Source organism: Streptomyces sp. NPDC096013 (genome assembly GCF_044763565.1).
Taxonomy (GTDB): Bacteria; Actinomycetota; Actinomycetes; order Streptomycetales; family Streptomycetaceae; genus Streptomyces.
This window is the reverse complement of the sequence record NZ_JBIWGK010000001.1, coordinates 959,407-975,643: the sequence shown is the minus strand read 5'-3', so window position 1 is coordinate 975,643 and position 16,237 is coordinate 959,407. Positions and strand designations below refer to the sequence as shown.

At 71.3% G+C, this 16,237-nt stretch carries 12 protein-coding genes; 6 read left to right on the top strand and 6 right to left on the bottom strand.

The features are described from left to right. Positions 1-65 precede the first annotated feature (65 nt). The gene (locus ACIRB1_RS04260) at positions 66-695 is read right to left on the bottom strand and encodes a DedA family protein (protein WP_403464503.1); all 630 of its coding nucleotides are present in this window, start codon (positions 693-695) and stop codon (positions 66-68) included. Then, positions 692-1,465: an MBL fold metallo-hydrolase gene (locus ACIRB1_RS04255; protein WP_352177539.1), complete on the bottom strand. Its 774-nt coding sequence runs from the start codon at positions 1,463-1,465 to the stop codon at positions 692-694. Before ACIRB1_RS04255 ends, ACIRB1_RS04260 begins: the two co-directional genes overlap by 4 nt. Positions 1,466-1,550: 85 nt before the next feature. Between ACIRB1_RS04255 and ACIRB1_RS04250 the strand changes: the two genes are divergently transcribed. The 6 genes from ACIRB1_RS04250 to dnaK all read left to right on the top strand — a co-directional run bounded on the left by ACIRB1_RS04250 (position 1,551) and on the right by dnaK (position 9,670). Beyond that, on the top strand, positions 1,551-1,982 hold the full coding sequence (locus tag ACIRB1_RS04250; protein WP_266774095.1) for a hypothetical protein: 432 nt from the start codon (positions 1,551-1,553) through the stop codon (positions 1,980-1,982). Between the two features lie 184 nt (positions 1,983-2,166). Then, positions 2,167-4,242, top strand: coding sequence for a phage holin family protein (locus ACIRB1_RS04245; protein ID WP_403464502.1), 2,076 nt, complete (start codon positions 2,167-2,169; stop codon positions 4,240-4,242). 91 nt (positions 4,243-4,333) lie between these two features. Then, complete coding sequence (locus ACIRB1_RS04240) at positions 4,334-5,395, top strand: ATP-binding protein (protein WP_403464501.1); 1,062 nt, start codon at positions 4,334-4,336, stop codon at positions 5,393-5,395. Beyond that, a complete protein-coding gene (locus tag ACIRB1_RS04235; RefSeq protein ID WP_352177536.1) occupies positions 5,392-7,194 on the top strand; it encodes a DUF2201 family putative metallopeptidase in 1,803 nt (600 codons plus the stop codon). The genes ACIRB1_RS04240 and ACIRB1_RS04235 overlap by 4 nt, the downstream gene beginning before the upstream one ends. Before the next feature lie 54 nt (positions 7,195-7,248). Then, on the top strand, positions 7,249-7,674 hold the full coding sequence (locus ACIRB1_RS04230) for an OsmC family protein (protein WP_266774099.1): 426 nt from the start codon (positions 7,249-7,251) through the stop codon (positions 7,672-7,674). A gap of 115 nt (positions 7,675-7,789) precedes the next feature. Beyond that, positions 7,790-9,670, top strand: a complete 1,881-nt coding sequence (dnaK, locus tag ACIRB1_RS04225; protein ID WP_403464500.1) for a molecular chaperone DnaK — start codon at positions 7,790-7,792, stop codon at positions 9,668-9,670. On the opposite strand, the gene narI is transcribed toward dnaK, so the two are convergent. The 4 genes from narI to ACIRB1_RS04205 are packed head-to-tail and all read right to left on the bottom strand — an operon-like array spanning position 9,667 to position 16,170. Further along, entirely contained in the window at positions 9,667-10,389 is a 723-nt protein-coding gene (gene narI / locus ACIRB1_RS04220) for a respiratory nitrate reductase subunit gamma (protein ID WP_403464499.1), read from the bottom strand. The genes dnaK and narI overlap by 4 nt on opposite strands. Continuing rightward, positions 10,386-10,880 (bottom strand): nitrate reductase molybdenum cofactor assembly chaperone, encoded by a 495-nt coding sequence (narJ, locus tag ACIRB1_RS04215; RefSeq protein WP_403464498.1) that lies wholly within the window; start codon positions 10,878-10,880, stop codon positions 10,386-10,388. Before narJ ends, narI begins: the two co-directional genes overlap by 4 nt. Then, positions 10,880-12,487, bottom strand: coding sequence for a nitrate reductase subunit beta (gene narH / locus ACIRB1_RS04210; RefSeq protein WP_352177532.1), 1,608 nt, complete (start codon positions 12,485-12,487; stop codon positions 10,880-10,882). Before narH ends, narJ begins: the two co-directional genes overlap by 1 nt. Continuing rightward, entirely contained in the window at positions 12,487-16,170 is a 3,684-nt protein-coding gene (locus ACIRB1_RS04205; protein ID WP_403464497.1) for a nitrate reductase subunit alpha, read from the bottom strand. The genes narH and ACIRB1_RS04205 overlap by 1 nt, the downstream gene beginning before the upstream one ends. Positions 16,171-16,237: the final 67 nt, after the last annotated feature.

The window sequence follows — 16,237 nt, the reverse complement described above, 5'->3', positions numbered from 1 at the left end:
GCCGATGTGCGGCCCCGCCGCGGGGCGCGACCGGCCACACCGCCTCCGCACCCCGCGAAGGAACATCAGCCGGCAGCCCGGACCCGCTTCCACAGACTGGGCACCACACTGATCACCACGGTCAACGCGACGGCCGCCACCACACCCTCCCAGGGCTCGGGGAACAGCGAGCCCCCCAGGATGCCGATCAGCTGATACGTCACGGCCCACGCCAGACACGCGGGCGCGTTCCCCCGCGCGAACCGACGGATCGGCCACTCCGCCATCAGGCAGGCCAACATCACCGGAATCCGGCCGGCCGGCACCAACCGGGACAGCACCAGCACGGCCACGCCATGATCGGCGAGCTTCGCCTGCGCCTGCTCCAGCCGCTCCTCCGGCGCCCGCGCCCGAATCGCCTCCAGCCACCGCGACCCGTTCTTCGACCCCATCCCCCGCCGCCCCAGCCAATACAGGGCGATGTCCCCGAGAAACGCGGCCAGCGAAGCCGTGACGAACACCAGCGCCAGCGCGAACGGCGCCGTCTGATGAAACGCGACCACCGCCGCCGAACTCACCAGCGCCCCGGTCGGAATCACCGGCACCAGCGCCCCGAACAGCACCAGCAGGAACAAGGTCGGGTACCCGATGGCCTGTTGGGTGGACTCGGGCGAGGTCGTCGCGGTCGCGGACAGCGCCTCCGCTATCCATGTCACCGGGCGGCCTCCGGGCGCACGCTCTCCCCGTGCCCGAGCCGGTGCACCGACACCGACGGCGCGAGCTGCGCGGCGATCCGTACGAACTCGTCGCCCGGCGTGTGGAATTCGTGCGGGCGCACCGCGTCCATCCCGATCGGCCAGTACGTGCCGTAGTGCACCGGCACCGCGCTGCGCGGCGCGAGCCGGGCGAGGGCCTGGGCCGCGCGGCCCGCGTCGAGATGCCCCTCGCCGAGATACGGACCCCAGCCGCCCACCGGCAGCAGCGCCACGTCGACCGGCCCGACCTCCTTGGCCATGTCGTCGAACAGCCCGGTGTCCCCGGCGAAGTAGGTCCGCGCCTCGCCCTCGACGACGTAGCCCAGCGCGGGGGACCGGTGCGGTCCGACCGGCAGCCGGCGTCCGTCGTGCCGGGCGGGGACGGCCCGTACGACCAGGTCACCGACGCGGGTCCGGTCGCCGGGGGCCATTTCCTCGATCCGCAGCTGCCGGAGCCGGCGCAGTCCCGGCACCGCGCGGAGTGCGCCCCGGGGCACCAGCAGGCGCGTACCGGGAGCGAGGCCCGCGAGTGAGGGAAGGTGCAGGTGGTCGGCGTGCAGGTGGGAGACGAGCGCCAGGTCCGCGCGCCGGGCGCCGGCCGGCGGCACCGCGCCCCGGCGGCGCCGCAGATGCGCGAGGCGGCGCGCGAACAGGGGGTCGGTGAGGACGCGTACGTCCGAGTCCTCGATCGTGCAGGTGGCGTGACCCCACCAGGTGATCTCCACCGGCACCTTCTTTGCCTCCTTCGCGCGACTCCCCCGAAGCCTACGGGCAGGAGTAGGGTCGGCGGCGAAACCCGGAGGTGAGGGGGACGCCATGGGACAGGTGCGCGGTGCCTCCGGTATGCCCGTGCCGGTGCGGGTCACGGCGATCGCCAGCCTGACACCGCTGGAGGAGCTGGACGAGGACCCCTTCCTGGTGGACTCCCGCAGCCAGCACGCGATGTGCGCCCGCTGGGCCGCCGACCACGGCTATGTGATCGCCCGCGAACTTCTGGTGCGCGGTCTGCGCCCCGACCACTGCGCCCTGTGGGACGGCGTCCGCCCCGGCCTAGACCTGTTCGTCGCCCCCAGCCGCCGGGTCCTGGAGAGCGCGCTGTCGTCCGTCGAGGAGTTCACCGACGAGTGCGCGCGACGCGGGGTCCGCATCGAGACGGTCGGCCGGGCGGAACCCTCCTACGACGCGCAGGCGAAGGCCCGCGTGCATCGCCGTCTGTCGATGCCGACGGCGGGCTACGACGGCCGCTAGGGGCCTGTCCGACCCATGCTGTCCGCCGCGCGACCCCTTCCCGTCCGCCGCGCGACGCCCCGCACATGCTCTCGCCGCACCGGGCGCGGACCCGCCAACCTGGCACCGGGCGCCCTCCGTCCCGTATGACAGGCTGGGGGAGGCCCGCCAGGTCGACGGGCCAGGGACGTGAGGTGTACGGGGCGTGGGTCGAGGGCGTTGGCGGCGGCTCGCCAGTCAGATCGGGCGCAGCGTCGCGGTGTGGGCGGTCTCCACGGTCACCATGCTGGTGCTCGCCGGCATCCTGCCGGACTTCCAGCTCCAGTCGGCGGACGGCGACAGCGCGACCCGCATCGCGGTCACGGCCGCGCTCGGCGCCGGCGCCTTCGGTCTGCTGTCGGCCCTGGTCTGGCCGCTGCTGGTACGGCTGCTGCTGCTCGTGCCCGCGCTCGTCCTCGGCCTCCTCGTGTTCGTGCTCAACGGGTCGCTGCTGCTGATCGCCCTGCGCATCAACCCGGACGGCGGACTGCGCGGCCAGGTCGCCCCCGAGACCGCCGTCGTCGTGGCCGCCGTGATGTCCGCCGTCGCCTCCGCCACCGGCGGTGCCCTCGCCGTCCGCGACGACGACGCCTACCGCCGCCGCCTCTACCGCCTCGCCGACCGCCGCCGAAGAACCCTGCCGCCCGGCCCGTCCAGCCCCGGCACCGTCTTCCTCCAGCTCGACGGCGTCGGCCACGACGTCCTGCTCGGCGCGATCGCCAGGGGCCTGATGCCGACCGTCGCGAGACTCCTCGGCGGCGACCGCCCCAGCCACCGCCTCACCCCCTGGCGCACTGACTGGTCCAGCCAGACCGGCGCCAGCCAGCTCGGCATCCTGCACGGCTCGAACCACGACATCCCCGCGTTCCGCTGGTACGAGAAGGACACCGGCGAGGTGATGGTCTGCAACCGCCCGACCAGCGCCGCCGAACTCCAGCGCCGTGCCATCGAGCACACCGGCGACGGCGGCCTGCTCACCGTGGACGGCGCCAGCCGTGGCAACCTGTTCAGCGGCGGCGCCGACGAACAGGCCCTCGTCCTGTCCATCGCGACCCGCCGCAGGCAACGGGAGAACCGCTCCCGCGCCGGCTACTTCGCCTACTTCTCCGACCCCGCCAACGCCGTCCGCACCGCGATGTCCTTCGTGGCCGAGGTCGGCCGCGAGATCGGCCAGTCGACCCGCGCCCGCCTCACCAAGCAGCGCCCCCGGATCAAACGCGGCGGCCTCTATCCCCTCGTCCGTGCCTTCGCGACCGTCGTCGAGCGTGACGTCGTCGTCGCGGCCGTCATGGGCGACATGCTCGCCGGCCGCACCGCCGTCTACGCCGACCTCGTGGCCTACGACGAGGTCGCCCACCACTCCGGACCACGCAGCCGCGACGCCGCCAAGGTCCTCCAACGCCTCGACCGCGCCCTCGCGTTGATCGAGAACGTCGCCGAGCACGCCCCCCGCCCGTACCGCATCGTCGTCCTCTCCGACCACGGCCAGAGCCCCGGCGAGACCTTCCAGGGCCGCTACGGCCTCACCCTCGGCGACCTGGTGCGCGCGGGCTGCGGGCTGCCCGTGCCGCGCCGCGCCCGCCGCACCCACAGCGGCGCCGAGGCCCGCGCCGCCGTCCGCGCGGCACTGCGCCGACCGGTCGAGAAGGGCGACGGGCTCCACCCCCAGCCCGGCCGCCGCTCCGAGCCGGTCGTGCTGGCCTCCGGCAACCTCGGCCTGGTCTCCTTCCCCGACGTGCCGCACCGCATGACCAAGGAGGAGATCGACGCCCGTCATCCGGCACTGCTGACGACCCTCGCGAACCACCCCGGCGTCGGCTTCGTCCTCGTCCGCAGCGAGGAGCACGGCGGGGTCGTCCTCGGCGCGCACGGCGCGGAACTCCCGGTGGCCGAACTCGACGACAAACAGGGCCCGTTGGCGGACTTCGGCCCCGGCGTCGCGGACGCCGTCCGGCGCACCCACTCCTTCCCGCACACCGCCGACATCATGGTCAACTCCTGGTACGACCCCGCCGAGGGCGAAGTCCTCGCCTTCGAGGAGCAGATCGGCTCCCACGGCGGCCTCGGCGGCTCCCAGGCCAGGCCGTTCCTGCTCTCGCCGCACACCTTCTCGCCCCCGGTCGAGGACGGCGAGGACCTCGTCGGCGCCGAGCACGTCCACCGGGTCCTGCGGCGCTGGCTGCGCGAGTGCAACGGACCCCAAGTGCCGCTGGCGGCCGGGCCGGAGGAGCGCGCCGCCTGAAAATCGGCTGCGCCGGGTGGGCCGCGGGCACACACTGGGGGCACCGGAGCGCGCTCGCGCCCTTGTCGAACCCCCTTGAGGAGAGCCTCCTTTGCAGGCTGCTGTCACCGTCACCCCTGCCCGGATACCGGAGTTGCTGCTCGGCCTCGCGACCGTCCGCCCGGTGTTCATCTGGGGTGCGCCCGGCATCGGAAAGTCGTCCCTGGTAAGGGAGTTCGCCCAGTCGCTGGGCTTGGAGTGCGTCAGCCTGCTCGGTACGCAGCTCGCCCCCGAGGACCTGATCGGCGTCCCGCAGATCCGGGACGGCCGCTCGGTGTTCTGCCCGCCGGAGTCGATCGCGCGGGACGAGCCGTACTGCCTGTTCCTCGACGAACTCAACGCGGCCACACCGGATGTGCAGAAGGCGTTCTACTCGCTGATCCTGGACCGCCGGATCGGCACCTACGAACTCCCCAAGGGCTCCATCGTGATCGGCGCGGGCAACCGGGCGACCGACAACGCGCTGGCCCGGCCGATCTCGTCCGCGCTGATCAACCGGCTCACCCACGTCCACCTGGAGGCGTCCCCGAAGGACTGGCTGAACTGGGCCGCCGCCCACGGGATTCACCCGTGGGTCCTGGACCACCTCACCGACCGGCCCGACCACCTGTGGTCCAAGCCGCCGAAGACCGAGGAGCCCTTCTCCACGCCCCGGTCCTGGCACATGCTCTCCGACGCGCTGGGCTCCTTCGGGCCCGACCTCGACGAGGACACCCTGAAGGTCATCGCGCACGGCACGCTGACGCCGGCCCACGCGGTCGCGTTCTGCGGCTACGTCAAGATCGTGCGCAGCCGGTTCGGCATCGAGGCCGTCCTCAAGGGCGACGCCCGCTGGCCCCACCGGACCGAGGACCGCGACCTGCTGTACTACCTCGCCGAGTCCTTCCGGGGCCGCCTGATCAAGGAACTCCCGGCCAGCAAGGACCACTTGTCGGCGAGCGGCCGCCGGACCGCCTACCGCGCCAAGTCCCTGCTCGTGCAACTCGCCGAGATCTCCGTCGAGGTGGCCCAGAGCGTCATCGCGTCGGACGAGGACGGCAACCCGGTCCTGCCCGCCTGGTTTCTCGTGGAGGCGGCCCGGGACATGCCCCGGCTGGTGGAGGCGCGAAGGTGAGCCGAACGCGCCGGAAGGACCCCGAGAAGAAGAAGGACCCGGCCGCCGAGGCCTTCGCCGCGGGGCTGAAGCTCGTGTGGGCCAACCCCGCGCTCGCCGCGATCGACTTCGAGCTGTGCCGGGACGAGGAGTGCCGGGCCGCGCCCCAGGACGGGCTCGTGCTCGTCAACTCCAACGGCTACCTCCACGCGCACGCCACCCGGCTCGCCGAACCCGCCGAATGGGCCTGGGCCATCGCGCACGCCCTCCTCCACCTCGGCTTCGGACACGTCCCCGGCGCGCACGGCGAGCGCGCACAGCCCGACCGCTTCGACCTCGCCGCCCGCTGCGTCGTCGTCAACCGCTTCCTGCTCACCTTCCCGATCGGCCGCACCCCCGAAGACCTGCCCGTCGCCTACCCCGCGGGCGACGAGGAGCGGCTCGCGGCCCGCTGGCGCCAGGACGGCATCCCGGCCGCCTACGAGCACTGCGGTACGGCCGGTGGCGCCCCCGACCAGCGGCTCGTGCCCTGGCAGGGCTGGCCCGGCAAGCCCGTGGACTGGCAGCTCGCCTTCGCCGGCGCGCTGACCCGGACCATGTCGGTCGCGATGGACCTGGCCGGCGGTCGCCGCGACTCGATGTACGGCGGGCCCACCCGACTCCAGCCCTGGGAAAGGGCGTTGAGCTGGTTCGTCTCCTCCTACCCGCTCCTCGGCGGCATCGCGGCCGGCATCAAGGTCGTCGCCGACGCCGAACTCGCCCGCGCCCACGGCATCTCCGTCGCCGCCGTCGACACCGGCGCCGCAGAGATCTACATCAACCCGCTGCGCTCGTTCGACGACGAGGAATGGCGGTTCGTCCTCGCCCACGAGATGCTGCACGCCGCACTGCGCCACGGCGACCGCTGCGGCACCCGCGACCCGCTCCTGTTCAACATCGCCGCCGACTACGTCATCAACGGCTGGCTGCGCGAGATGGACGTCGGCCGGATGCCCGAAGGCCTGCTGTACGACCCGGAGTTGAAGGACCTCTCCGCCGAGGAGGTCTACGACCGGATCGCCGGCGACCTGCGCCGGACACGCCGGCTGGCCACCCTGCGCGGCAAGGGCGCCGGCGACATCCTCGGCGGCCCGCTCGGCAGTGCGCGCGACTACGTGGACCTCGACGAGTTCTACCGGCGCGGCCTCGCCCGCGGCCTGGACCTGCACCAGCAGCACGAACGCGGCTTCCTGCCCGGCGGGCTGGTCGAGGAGATCCGCACGCTGAGCCATCCGCCGCTGCCGTGGGACGCACGACTGGCCCGCTGGTTCGACGAGTTCGTGCCGCGCCCCGAGCCCGTCCGGTCGTACGCCCGCCCCTCGCGCCGCCAGTCCTCCACGCCCGACATCCCGCGCGCCGGTCACTGGTTCCCACCGGAGGAGATCGCCCGCTGCACCTTCGGCGTCGTCCTCGACACCTCCGGCTCCATGGACCGCACCCTCCTCGGCAAGGCGCTGGGCGCGATCGCCTCGTACGCCGAGGCCCGTGACGTACCGGCCGCCCGGGTCGTGTTCTGCGACGCGGCCCCGCACGACGCGGGCTATGTGGCGGTCACCGACATCGCGGGCCGGGTCCGCGTCCACGGGCGCGGCGGTACGGTCCTTCAGCCCGGCATCGACCTGCTCCAGCGCGCCGACGACTTCCCGCCGGGCGCGCCCGTCCTCGTCATCACGGACGGCTGGTGCGACGTGCTGCGGGTGCGGCGCGAACACGCCTATCTGATACCGCAGAACGCTCGTCTGCCGTTCACCGCCCGCGGGCCGGTCTTCCGCGTGCGCTGAACAGGAATGTGATCGGATGGGCACCGAACGACATCCGCATCGAAAGGAATCACCGTGGCAACCACGCGCACCGCACACACCGTCTGGGAAGGCAACCTCCTCCAGGGCAGCGGAGACGTCACCTTCGACTCGTCAGGCATCGGCGTACAGCCGGTGTCCTGGGCGTCGCGCGCCGAGCAGGCCAACGGCAAGACCAGCCCCGAGGAACTGATCGCCGCCGCGCACTCCAGCTGCTTCTCGATGGCGCTGTCCCACGGCCTGGCCGGCGCGGGCACCCCGCCCACCCGTCTGGAGACCAAGGCCGACGTCACCTTCCAGCCCGGCGAGGGCATCACCGGCATCCACCTGACCGTCCGCGGCGAGGTCCCCGGCCTGGACGCGGACGGCTTCAAGGCCGCCGCCGAGGACGCCAAGAAGAACTGCCCGGTCAGCCAGGCCCTCGCGGGCACGACGATCACGCTGACGGTGGAATCCGCCTGACCCCCGCCACCGCTCCCGCTCGATGCCGCGCCCGGAAAACCGGGTGCGGCATTGACATTCCCGTACTCAAGTTTTGTGCTGGAGATCGGGCAGCGCCTGGCGGAAGGGGACGGCGATGGGACGCGCGGTCGGAATCGATCTGGGGACCACGAACTCGGTGGTCGCGGTGCTGGAGGGCGGCGAGGCGACAGTGGTCGCCAACGCCGAGGGGGCGAGGACCACCCCCTCGGTCGTGGCCTTCGCGAAGAACGGCGAGGTGCTGGTCGGCGAGGTCGCCAAACGGCAGGCCGTGACGAACATCGAGCGCACCGCGCGCTCGGTGAAACGCCACATGGGAGACACAGCGTGGCGGTTCCCGGACACAGGCGCCATCGACGGAACGCGGTACCGCGCCCAGGAGTTGTCGGCGCGCGTGCTGCAGAAACTGAAGCGGGACGCGGAGGCCTATCTCGGCGAGGACGTCACCGACGCCGTGATCACCGTCCCCGCCTACTTCGACGACTCCCAGCGCCAGGCCACCAAGGAGGCCGGCGAGATCGCGGGCCTGAAGGTGCTGCGGATCATCAACGAACCGACCGCCGCCGCGCTCGCCTACGGCCTGGACCGGGGCGAGGAGCAGACCGTGCTGGTCTTCGACCTCGGCGGCGGCACCTTCGACGTGTCGCTGCTGGAGATCGGCGACGGCGTCATCGAGGTCAAGGCCACCAACGGCGACACGCATCTCGGCGGCGACGACTGGGACCAACGGGTCGTCGACCACCTCGTGAAGAAGTTCAAGGGGCAGTACGGCGTCGACCTCGGCAAGGACAAGATGGCGCTCCAACGCCTGCGCGAGGGAGCGGAGAAGGCGAAGATCGAGCTGTCCTCGTCCTCCGAGACGACGATCAACCTGCCCTACATCACCGCCTCCGCCGACGGCCCGCTGCACCTCGACGAGAAGCTGACCCGCGCCGGGTTCCAGGAACTCACCGCCGATCTGCTGGACCGCTGCAAAACCCCCTTCCACCAGGCGGTCAAGGACGCCGGCATCAAGCTCTCCGCCGTCGACCACGTCATCCTCGTCGGCGGCTCGACCCGGATGCCCGCCGTCACCGACCTCGTCAAGGAACTCACCGGCAAGGACCCGCACAAGGGCGTCAACCCGGACGAGGTCGTGGCGGTCGGCGCGGCGCTCCAGGCCGGGGTCATCCGCGGCGACGTGAAGGACGTCCTGCTGCTCGACGTCACTCCGCTGTCCCTGGGCATCGAGACCAAGGGCGGCATCATGACGACGCTCATCGAACGCAACACGACCATCCCGACCCGGCGTTCGGAGATCTTCACCACCGCCACCGACAACCAGCCCTCGGTCGGCATCCAGGTGTATCAGGGCGAGCGTGAGATCGCCGCGTACAACAAGAAGCTGGGCGTCTTCGACCTCACGGGTCTGCCGCCCGCCCCGCGCGGGGTCCCGCAGATCGAGGTCGCCTTCGACATCGACGCGAACGGCATCATGCACGTCTCGGCCAAGGACCTGGCCACCGCCCGCGAGCAGAAGATGACCGTCACCGGGGGTTCGGCGCTCGCCAAGGACGACATCGACCGGATGATGCGGGAGGCCGAGCAGTACGCCGACGAGGACCGCAGGCGCCGCGAGGCCGCCGAGACCCGCAACCAGGCCGAGCAACTCGTCTACCAGACCGAGAAGTTCATCCAGGAGAACGAGGAACGCGTTCCGGGGGACATCAGGACGGAGGTCGAGGCGGCGGCCGCGGAGGTGAAGTCCCTGCTGGAACACACCGCCGACACGGCCGAGTTGCGCGCCTCCGTGGAGAAACTCGCCACCGTCAGCCAGCGCATGGGCCAGGCGATGTACGCACAGGCCGCCCAGCAGGCGCCCACGGAGCAGGCGCAGGACACCGACGAGCCCGGCTCCGCACAGCAGCAGGAGGAGGAAGGCGTCGTCGACGCGGAGATCGTCGATGACGAACGCGACACGAAGGGCCCCGCGGCCTAACTCCCGGTCCGCTCCCACCCCCGCCGCTCCGGCCGCGGCCCCAGCTCCCCGGTGTCGCGGCTGCGGTAGACCACGTACGGGCGGAACAGGTACTGCACCGGTGCGCTGAACATGTGGACCAGGCGGGTGTACGGCACCAGGGCGATCAGCGTCATGCCGATCACCGCGTGGACCTGGTACAGCACCGGAACGCCCGTCATCAGGTCCGTCCTCGGCTGGAGGGTGAAGAGGCTGCGGGCCCAAGGGGCCATGGAATCCCGGTAGTTGTAGCCGTTCCCGGAGGCATGGGTCAGCTTGGCCACCATGCCCATCACGATCGCCGCGAACAGGACGACGTACATCAGCTTGTCGTTGACGGTGGTCGCCCGGAACACGGGTGCGTTCGTGCGGCGGCGGTAGAGGAGGAGCAGGATGCCGGTGACCGTGAGGACGCCGGCCGCGGTGCCGCCGTAGAGGGAGAACAGGTGGTACGTGTGCTCGCTGATGCCGGCCGTGCGGGTCCAGGACTCGGGGATGAACAGGCCCACCAGGTGGCCCGCGAGGACGAACAGGATGCCGTAGTGGAAGGCGGGGGAGGCGATGTTGAGGAGTCTCGACTCGTAGACCTGGGAGGAACGCGTCGTCCAGCCGAACTTGTCGTAGCGGTGGCGCCAGAAGAGGCCGGCGACCAGGAGGACCAGGGCGAGGTAGGGCAGGGCGCCCCACAGGAAGGTGCTCATCGGCGTGCCTCGGCCGGGGCGGGGGGCAGGGTGGCGCAGACGGCGTCCAGGACGGTCGCGTAGGGGGTGCCGAAGTCGGCCAGGCGGGAGCGGAGCCGGTCCAGGGCGGCGCGGTACTCGGTGAGGAGGTCGAGGTTGCCGGTGCGGGCCGTGAACTCCAGGACCGCGGGGAGGAAGTCGGGCAGCTCCTCGCCGGTGAACTCCAGCCCGTGGGCCCGGTAGAGGTCCTTGAAGCGGACCAGGGACATGCCGCGTCGCCGGGTGTCGCCGTCGTGCCACCAACTCAGGTACAGGCTGTGCCGGTTCTTGAAGTCGAAGACCTGGACGTAGTGCGCGGCCAGGTCCTGGGGCGGGGTGAGGGCCGCGTGGTCGGCGAACTCCCGTAGTTGCGGGGCGGCTTCGCGCAGCAGGGGGAGCCGGGCTCGGAAGTCGTCGTCGGGGTAGGTCAGGCAGAGCGCGGCCGCCTGGTACAGCACAGCGTCCGAGGGCATCAGGCATCCTTCGTGTCGTGGTCCGGGTGGTCCGCGGTCTGCCGGTCGCGCAGCGCGTGGAAGTTCTCCACGGACACGATCGGCAGCAGCTTGCGCCCCGAGTCCCGGCCGAACGGCCCGTCGCCGACCGTGCCGGGTTCGTCGTGGTGGCCGACGCCGCACTCGTCGGGCAGCGCGGACTCCTCCAGCCTGCGCGCGTCCCCGACCGCCGCCGTCGGAATCACGTACCGGTCCTCGTACTTGGCGATCGCCAGCAGCCGGTACATCGCCTCGATCTCCTCGGGTGTCATCCCGATCGCGGCGGCGGTCGCTGGGTCGGGTTCCTCGCCGAGGTTGATCGCCCGCATGTGGGAGCGCATCGCGGCGAGCTTCTCCAACGAGGCCCGGACCGGGGCGACATCACCGGCGGTGAAGAGCTCCGCGAGGTATTCGAGGGGGATGCGGAGCGTGTCGATCGCGCCGAAGAGGTTGCCCGCGTTTTCGCCGTCGTGCCCGGTCTCCGTCAGCGCGTCGACCACCGGCGACAGCGGCGGGATGTACCAGACCATCGGCATCGTGCGGTACTCGGGATGGAGGGGGAGCGCCACCCGGTACTCGGAGATCAGCGTCCGCACGGGGGAGCGGCGGGCCGCCTCCATCCAGTCGTACGGGATGCCCGCCTCCTCGCAGGCCCGCCGCACCTCGGGGTCGTGCGGATCGAGGAACACCCCCAACTGCGCCTCGTACAGAGCCTTTTCGTCCCGCACCTCGGCCGCCTCGGTCACCTTGTCGGCGTCGTACAGCATCACCCCGAGATACCGCAGCCGCCCCACGCAGGTCTCCGAACACACGGTGGGCAGGCCCACTTCGAGGCGGGGATAGCAGAGCGTGCACTTCTCGGCCTTGCCGGTGCGGTGGTTGAAGTACACCTTCTTGTACGGGCATCCCGTCACGCACATCCGCCAGCCCCGGCAGCGGTCCTGGTCGACCAGGACGATGCCGTCCTCGGCCCGCTTGTACATCGCGCCGGACGGACAGGACGCCACGCAGGCCGGGTTGAGGCAGTGCTCGCAGATGCGCGGCAGATAGAACATGAAGGCCTGCTCGAACTCGAACTTCACCTTGTCCGAGGCCTGTTGACGGGTCCGCTCGACCATCGGGTCGAGGTCGCCGTAGGCCGGGGCGCCCGCGAGGTTGTCGTCCCAGTTCGCCGACCACTCGATCTTCATCGGCTTGCCGTCGAGCTGCGAGACCGGCTGAGCCACCGGGTAGTCGTCGCCGAGCGGGGCGTCGGTGAGGTTCTTGTAGTCGTAGGTCCAGGGCTCGTAGTAGTCCTTGATCTCCGGGAGTTCGGGGTTGGAGAAGATCCCGGCGAGCTTCCTGAACCGGCCGCCGGCCTTCAGCTTGAGGGCGCCGCGACGGTTCAGCTCCCAGCCGCCGCGCCAGCGTTCCTGGTCCTCGTAGCGGCGCGGGTAGCCCTGTCCGGGGCGGGTCTCGACGTTGTTGAACCAGACGTACTCCATGCCCCGCCGGTTGGTCCACGCCTGCTTGCAGGTGACCGAACACGTATGGCAGCCGATGCACTTGTCGAGGTTCATGACCATGGCGATCTGGGCCATCGGACGCATCAGTACTCGACCTCCTGGCTGCGGCGACGGATGACCGTCACCTCGTCACGCTGGTTGCCCGTCGGGCCCAGGTAGTTGAAGGCCCAGCTCAACTGGGCGTAGCCGCCGATGAGATGGGACGGCTTGAGGATCAGCCGGGTGAGCGAGTTGTGGATGCCGCCGCGCTTGCCGGTGGTCTCCGTGACGGGGACGTTGACCGTGCGTTCCTGCGCGTGGTGCATGTAGACCGTGCCGGGCGGCATCCGGTGCGAGACGACCGCGCGGGCCACGACCACGCCGTTGCGGTTGACCGCCTCGATCCAGTCGTTGTCGACGACGCCGATCGCCTCCGCGTCCTGCGGGGACATCCAGATGTTCTGGCCGCCCCGGGACAGCGCCAGCATGAACAGGTTGTCCTGGTACTCGGAGTGGATGGACCACTTGTTGTGCGGGGTGAGGTATCGGACCGTCACCTCCCGTTGCCCGTCCGGGCCGAGGACCGGCTCGCCGAACAGCCGGTGCATGTCGAGCGGCGGCCGGTACACCGGGAGCGCCTCGCCCAGTTCGTGGATCCAGTCGTGGTCCAGGAAGAAGTGCTGGCGCCCGGTGAGCGTGTGCCACGGCTTGAGCTGCTCGATGTTCTGCGTGAACGCCGTGTAGCGCCGCCCGCCGGACTCGCTCCCCGACCACTCCGGCGAGGTGATCACCGGGACGGGTGCGGCCTGGGTGTCGGCGTAGGTGACCCGCTTGCCCTCGTGCTCGGCGGCGAGATGCGCCATCGGCTGTCCGGTGCGCTCCTCCAGGGTGCGGAAACCCTGCGTGGAGAGGCGGCCGTTGGTGGTGCCGGAGAGCGCGAGAATGGTGTTGGCGGCCTTCACCGCCGTGTCGAGGGAGGGACGGCCCTCGTGGCCGACGCCGTTCAACTCCCGCAGTTGCTGCACCTCTTGGTCCGGTGTGAGGACGATTCCCTTGGCGGGCAGGCCGAGTTCCTCCACCAGCGGGCCGAGCGCGGCGAACTTCGCGCCGATCGCCGTGTAGTCGCGCTCCACGACCGTGAGCGCGGGCATCGTCTTCCCCGGGACCGGTTCGCACTCCCCGCGCCTCCAGTCCAGGACGACTCCGCCCGGCTGGGCGACCTCGCCCGGGGTGTCGTGCTGGAGCGGGGTGGCCACCAGGTCCTTGCGCACCCCGAGATGGTCCACGGCCAGCGCGCTCAGCCGCTCGGCGAGCGCCTTGAACGTGTCGAAGTCGGTCCGCGCCTGCCACGGCGGGTCGACGGCCGGCGTGAACGAGTGGACGTAGGGGTGCATGTCCGTGCTGGACAGGTCGTGCTTCTCGTACCAGGTGGCGGCGGGCAGCACCACGTCCGACAGCAGGGTCGACGAGGTCTGCCGGAAATCCAGCGACAGCAGCAGGTCGACCTTTCCCTCCGGCGCCTCCTCGCGCCAGGTGACGTCGCGCGGCCGGACGTCCTCCGGCGCCTCCTCGGCGCGCAACGACGAGTGGGTGCCCAGGAGATGCCTGGTGAAGTACTCGGCGCCCTTCGCCGACGAGCCCAGCAGATTGGCCCGCCACAGGGTCAGCACCCGCGGCCAGTTCTCCGGCGCGTCCGGGTCCTCGCACGCGAACTTCAGCTCCCCGGTACGGAGTTGGGCGATCGCGCCCGCGACCGGGTCACCGAAAGCCTCGCCGAGTTCGAGGGGGTTGCGGTCGAAGGTCGGGTACGACGGCATCCATCCCGTGCGCGCCGACAGAGCCAGGCAGTCCGCTCCCGTCATCCCCGTGAACCGGCCCTCGCCCAGCGGTGAGGCGAGGACGTCGGCGGCGAAGCGGTCGTAGCGCCACTGGTCGGTGTGGAGGAACCAGTAGGCGGTGCCGATCATCTGGCGGGGCGGGCGGGACCAGTCGGAGGCGGCGGCGAGGGTGGCCCAGCCGGTGGAGGGGCGGCACTTCTCCTGGCCGACGTAGTGCGCCCAGCCGCCGCCGTTGCGGCCCTGGCAGCCGGTGAGCTGGAGCAGGGCGAGGAAGGCGCGGTAGATCGTCTCCGAGTGGAACCAGTGGTTGGTGCCGGCGCCCATCAGGATCATGCAGCGGCCCTTGGACCGTTCCGCCGTGCGCGCGAACTCCCGTGCGATCTTGACGCACTTGGCGGCCGGGACGGAGGTGTGCGCCTCCTGCCAGGCGGGTGTGCCCGGAGTGCGCGCGTCGGCGTAGGAGGCGGGCCAGCTGCCCGGCAGGCCGTGCCGGAAGACGCCGTACTGTGCCAGCAGGAGATCGTGGACGGTCGTCACGAGAGGGCCGTCGGGCCCGCCGAGGCGGGTCGCCGGAACACCTCGGCGCAGGACCTCGCCGCGTCCCTGTCCATGGGTCCCGCCCTCGGTGTCGAACCGCGGGAGGAGCACCTCCACACCGGCCGAGACCTCACTGCCGTAGAGGCTCAACCGCGGCTTGATCGCCCCGAGTTCGAGGTTCCAGCTGCCCTTGCCCGACTCGGTCCAGCGGAAGCCGAGGGAGCCGTTCGGGACGACCGCGCGGCCGGTTTCCGTGTCGAGGACGACCGTCTTCCAGTCGGCGCCCTCGTCGGACCGGCCGAGGTCGGCCGCGCGCAGGAACTTGCCGGGGACGTACGCGCCGTCGCGTTCCGTGAGGGTCACCAGGAAGGGGAGGTCGGTGAACTGCCGTACGTAGTCCGCGAAGAAGGGGGTCTCGCGGTCGACGAAGAACTCCTTCAGGATGACGTGCCCCATCGCGAGGGCCAGCGCGCCGTCCGTGCCGGGGTGCGGGTGCAGCCACTCATCGGCGAACTTGGCGTTGTCCGCGTAGTCGGGGGCGACCACCACGACCTTCTGGCCGCGATAGCGGGCCTCCGCCATCCAGTGCGCGTCCGGGGTGCGGGTCACCGGGACGTTGGAGCCCCACATCATCAGATACGCGGCGTCCCACCAGTCGCCGGACTCCGGCACGTCGGTCTGGTCGCCGAAGACCTGCGGGGAGGCGACGGGGAGGTCCGCGTACCAGTCGTAGAACGACAGCATCGGGGCGCCGATGAGGGAGTGGAAGCGGGCACCCGCCGCGTGCGACACCATCGACATCGCCGGGATGGGGGAGAAGCCGGCGATGCGGTCGGGACCGTATGTCCTGATCGTGTGGACGTGCGCGGCGGCGACGATCTCGACCGCCTCGTCCCAGGTCGCCCGGACCAGGCCGCCCTTGCCGCGGGCCCGCTGGTAGCGGCGGCGGCGCCCGGGGTCGTTCTGGATGTCGGCCCAGGCGTCGACGGGGTCCTGGAGGCGGCTCTTCGCCTCCCGGTACATCTCCAGCAGCACGCCCCGGATGTACGGGTAGCGCACGCGCGTGGGGGAGTACGTGTACCAGGAGAACGCGGCGCCGCGCGGGCAGCCGCGGGGCTCGTACTCGGGGCGGTCCGGGCCCACCGACGGGTAGTCCGTCTGCTGGGTCTCCCAGGTGATGATGCCGTCCTTGACGTACACCTTCCACCGGCACGAACCCGTGCAGTTCACACCGTGCGTGGAGTTCACCACCTTGTCGTGGCTCCACCTGTCCCGGTAGAAGGCGTCCGCCTCCCGGCCACCGGCCAGCCCGATGCTGTGCAGATCGGCCGCCGCCGTGCCCGGGCGGAAGAACCGTCCGGCCCGCAGCAGCGCCGCTCCCGGCTCGGTGGGCGGTGTCCGCGTGTCCGTCACCTGCGCTCCCTTGCTCGCCCGTGGTGTCGAACCTAGGGCGGGGCGGGGGAGAGCACCTGTTCACAGC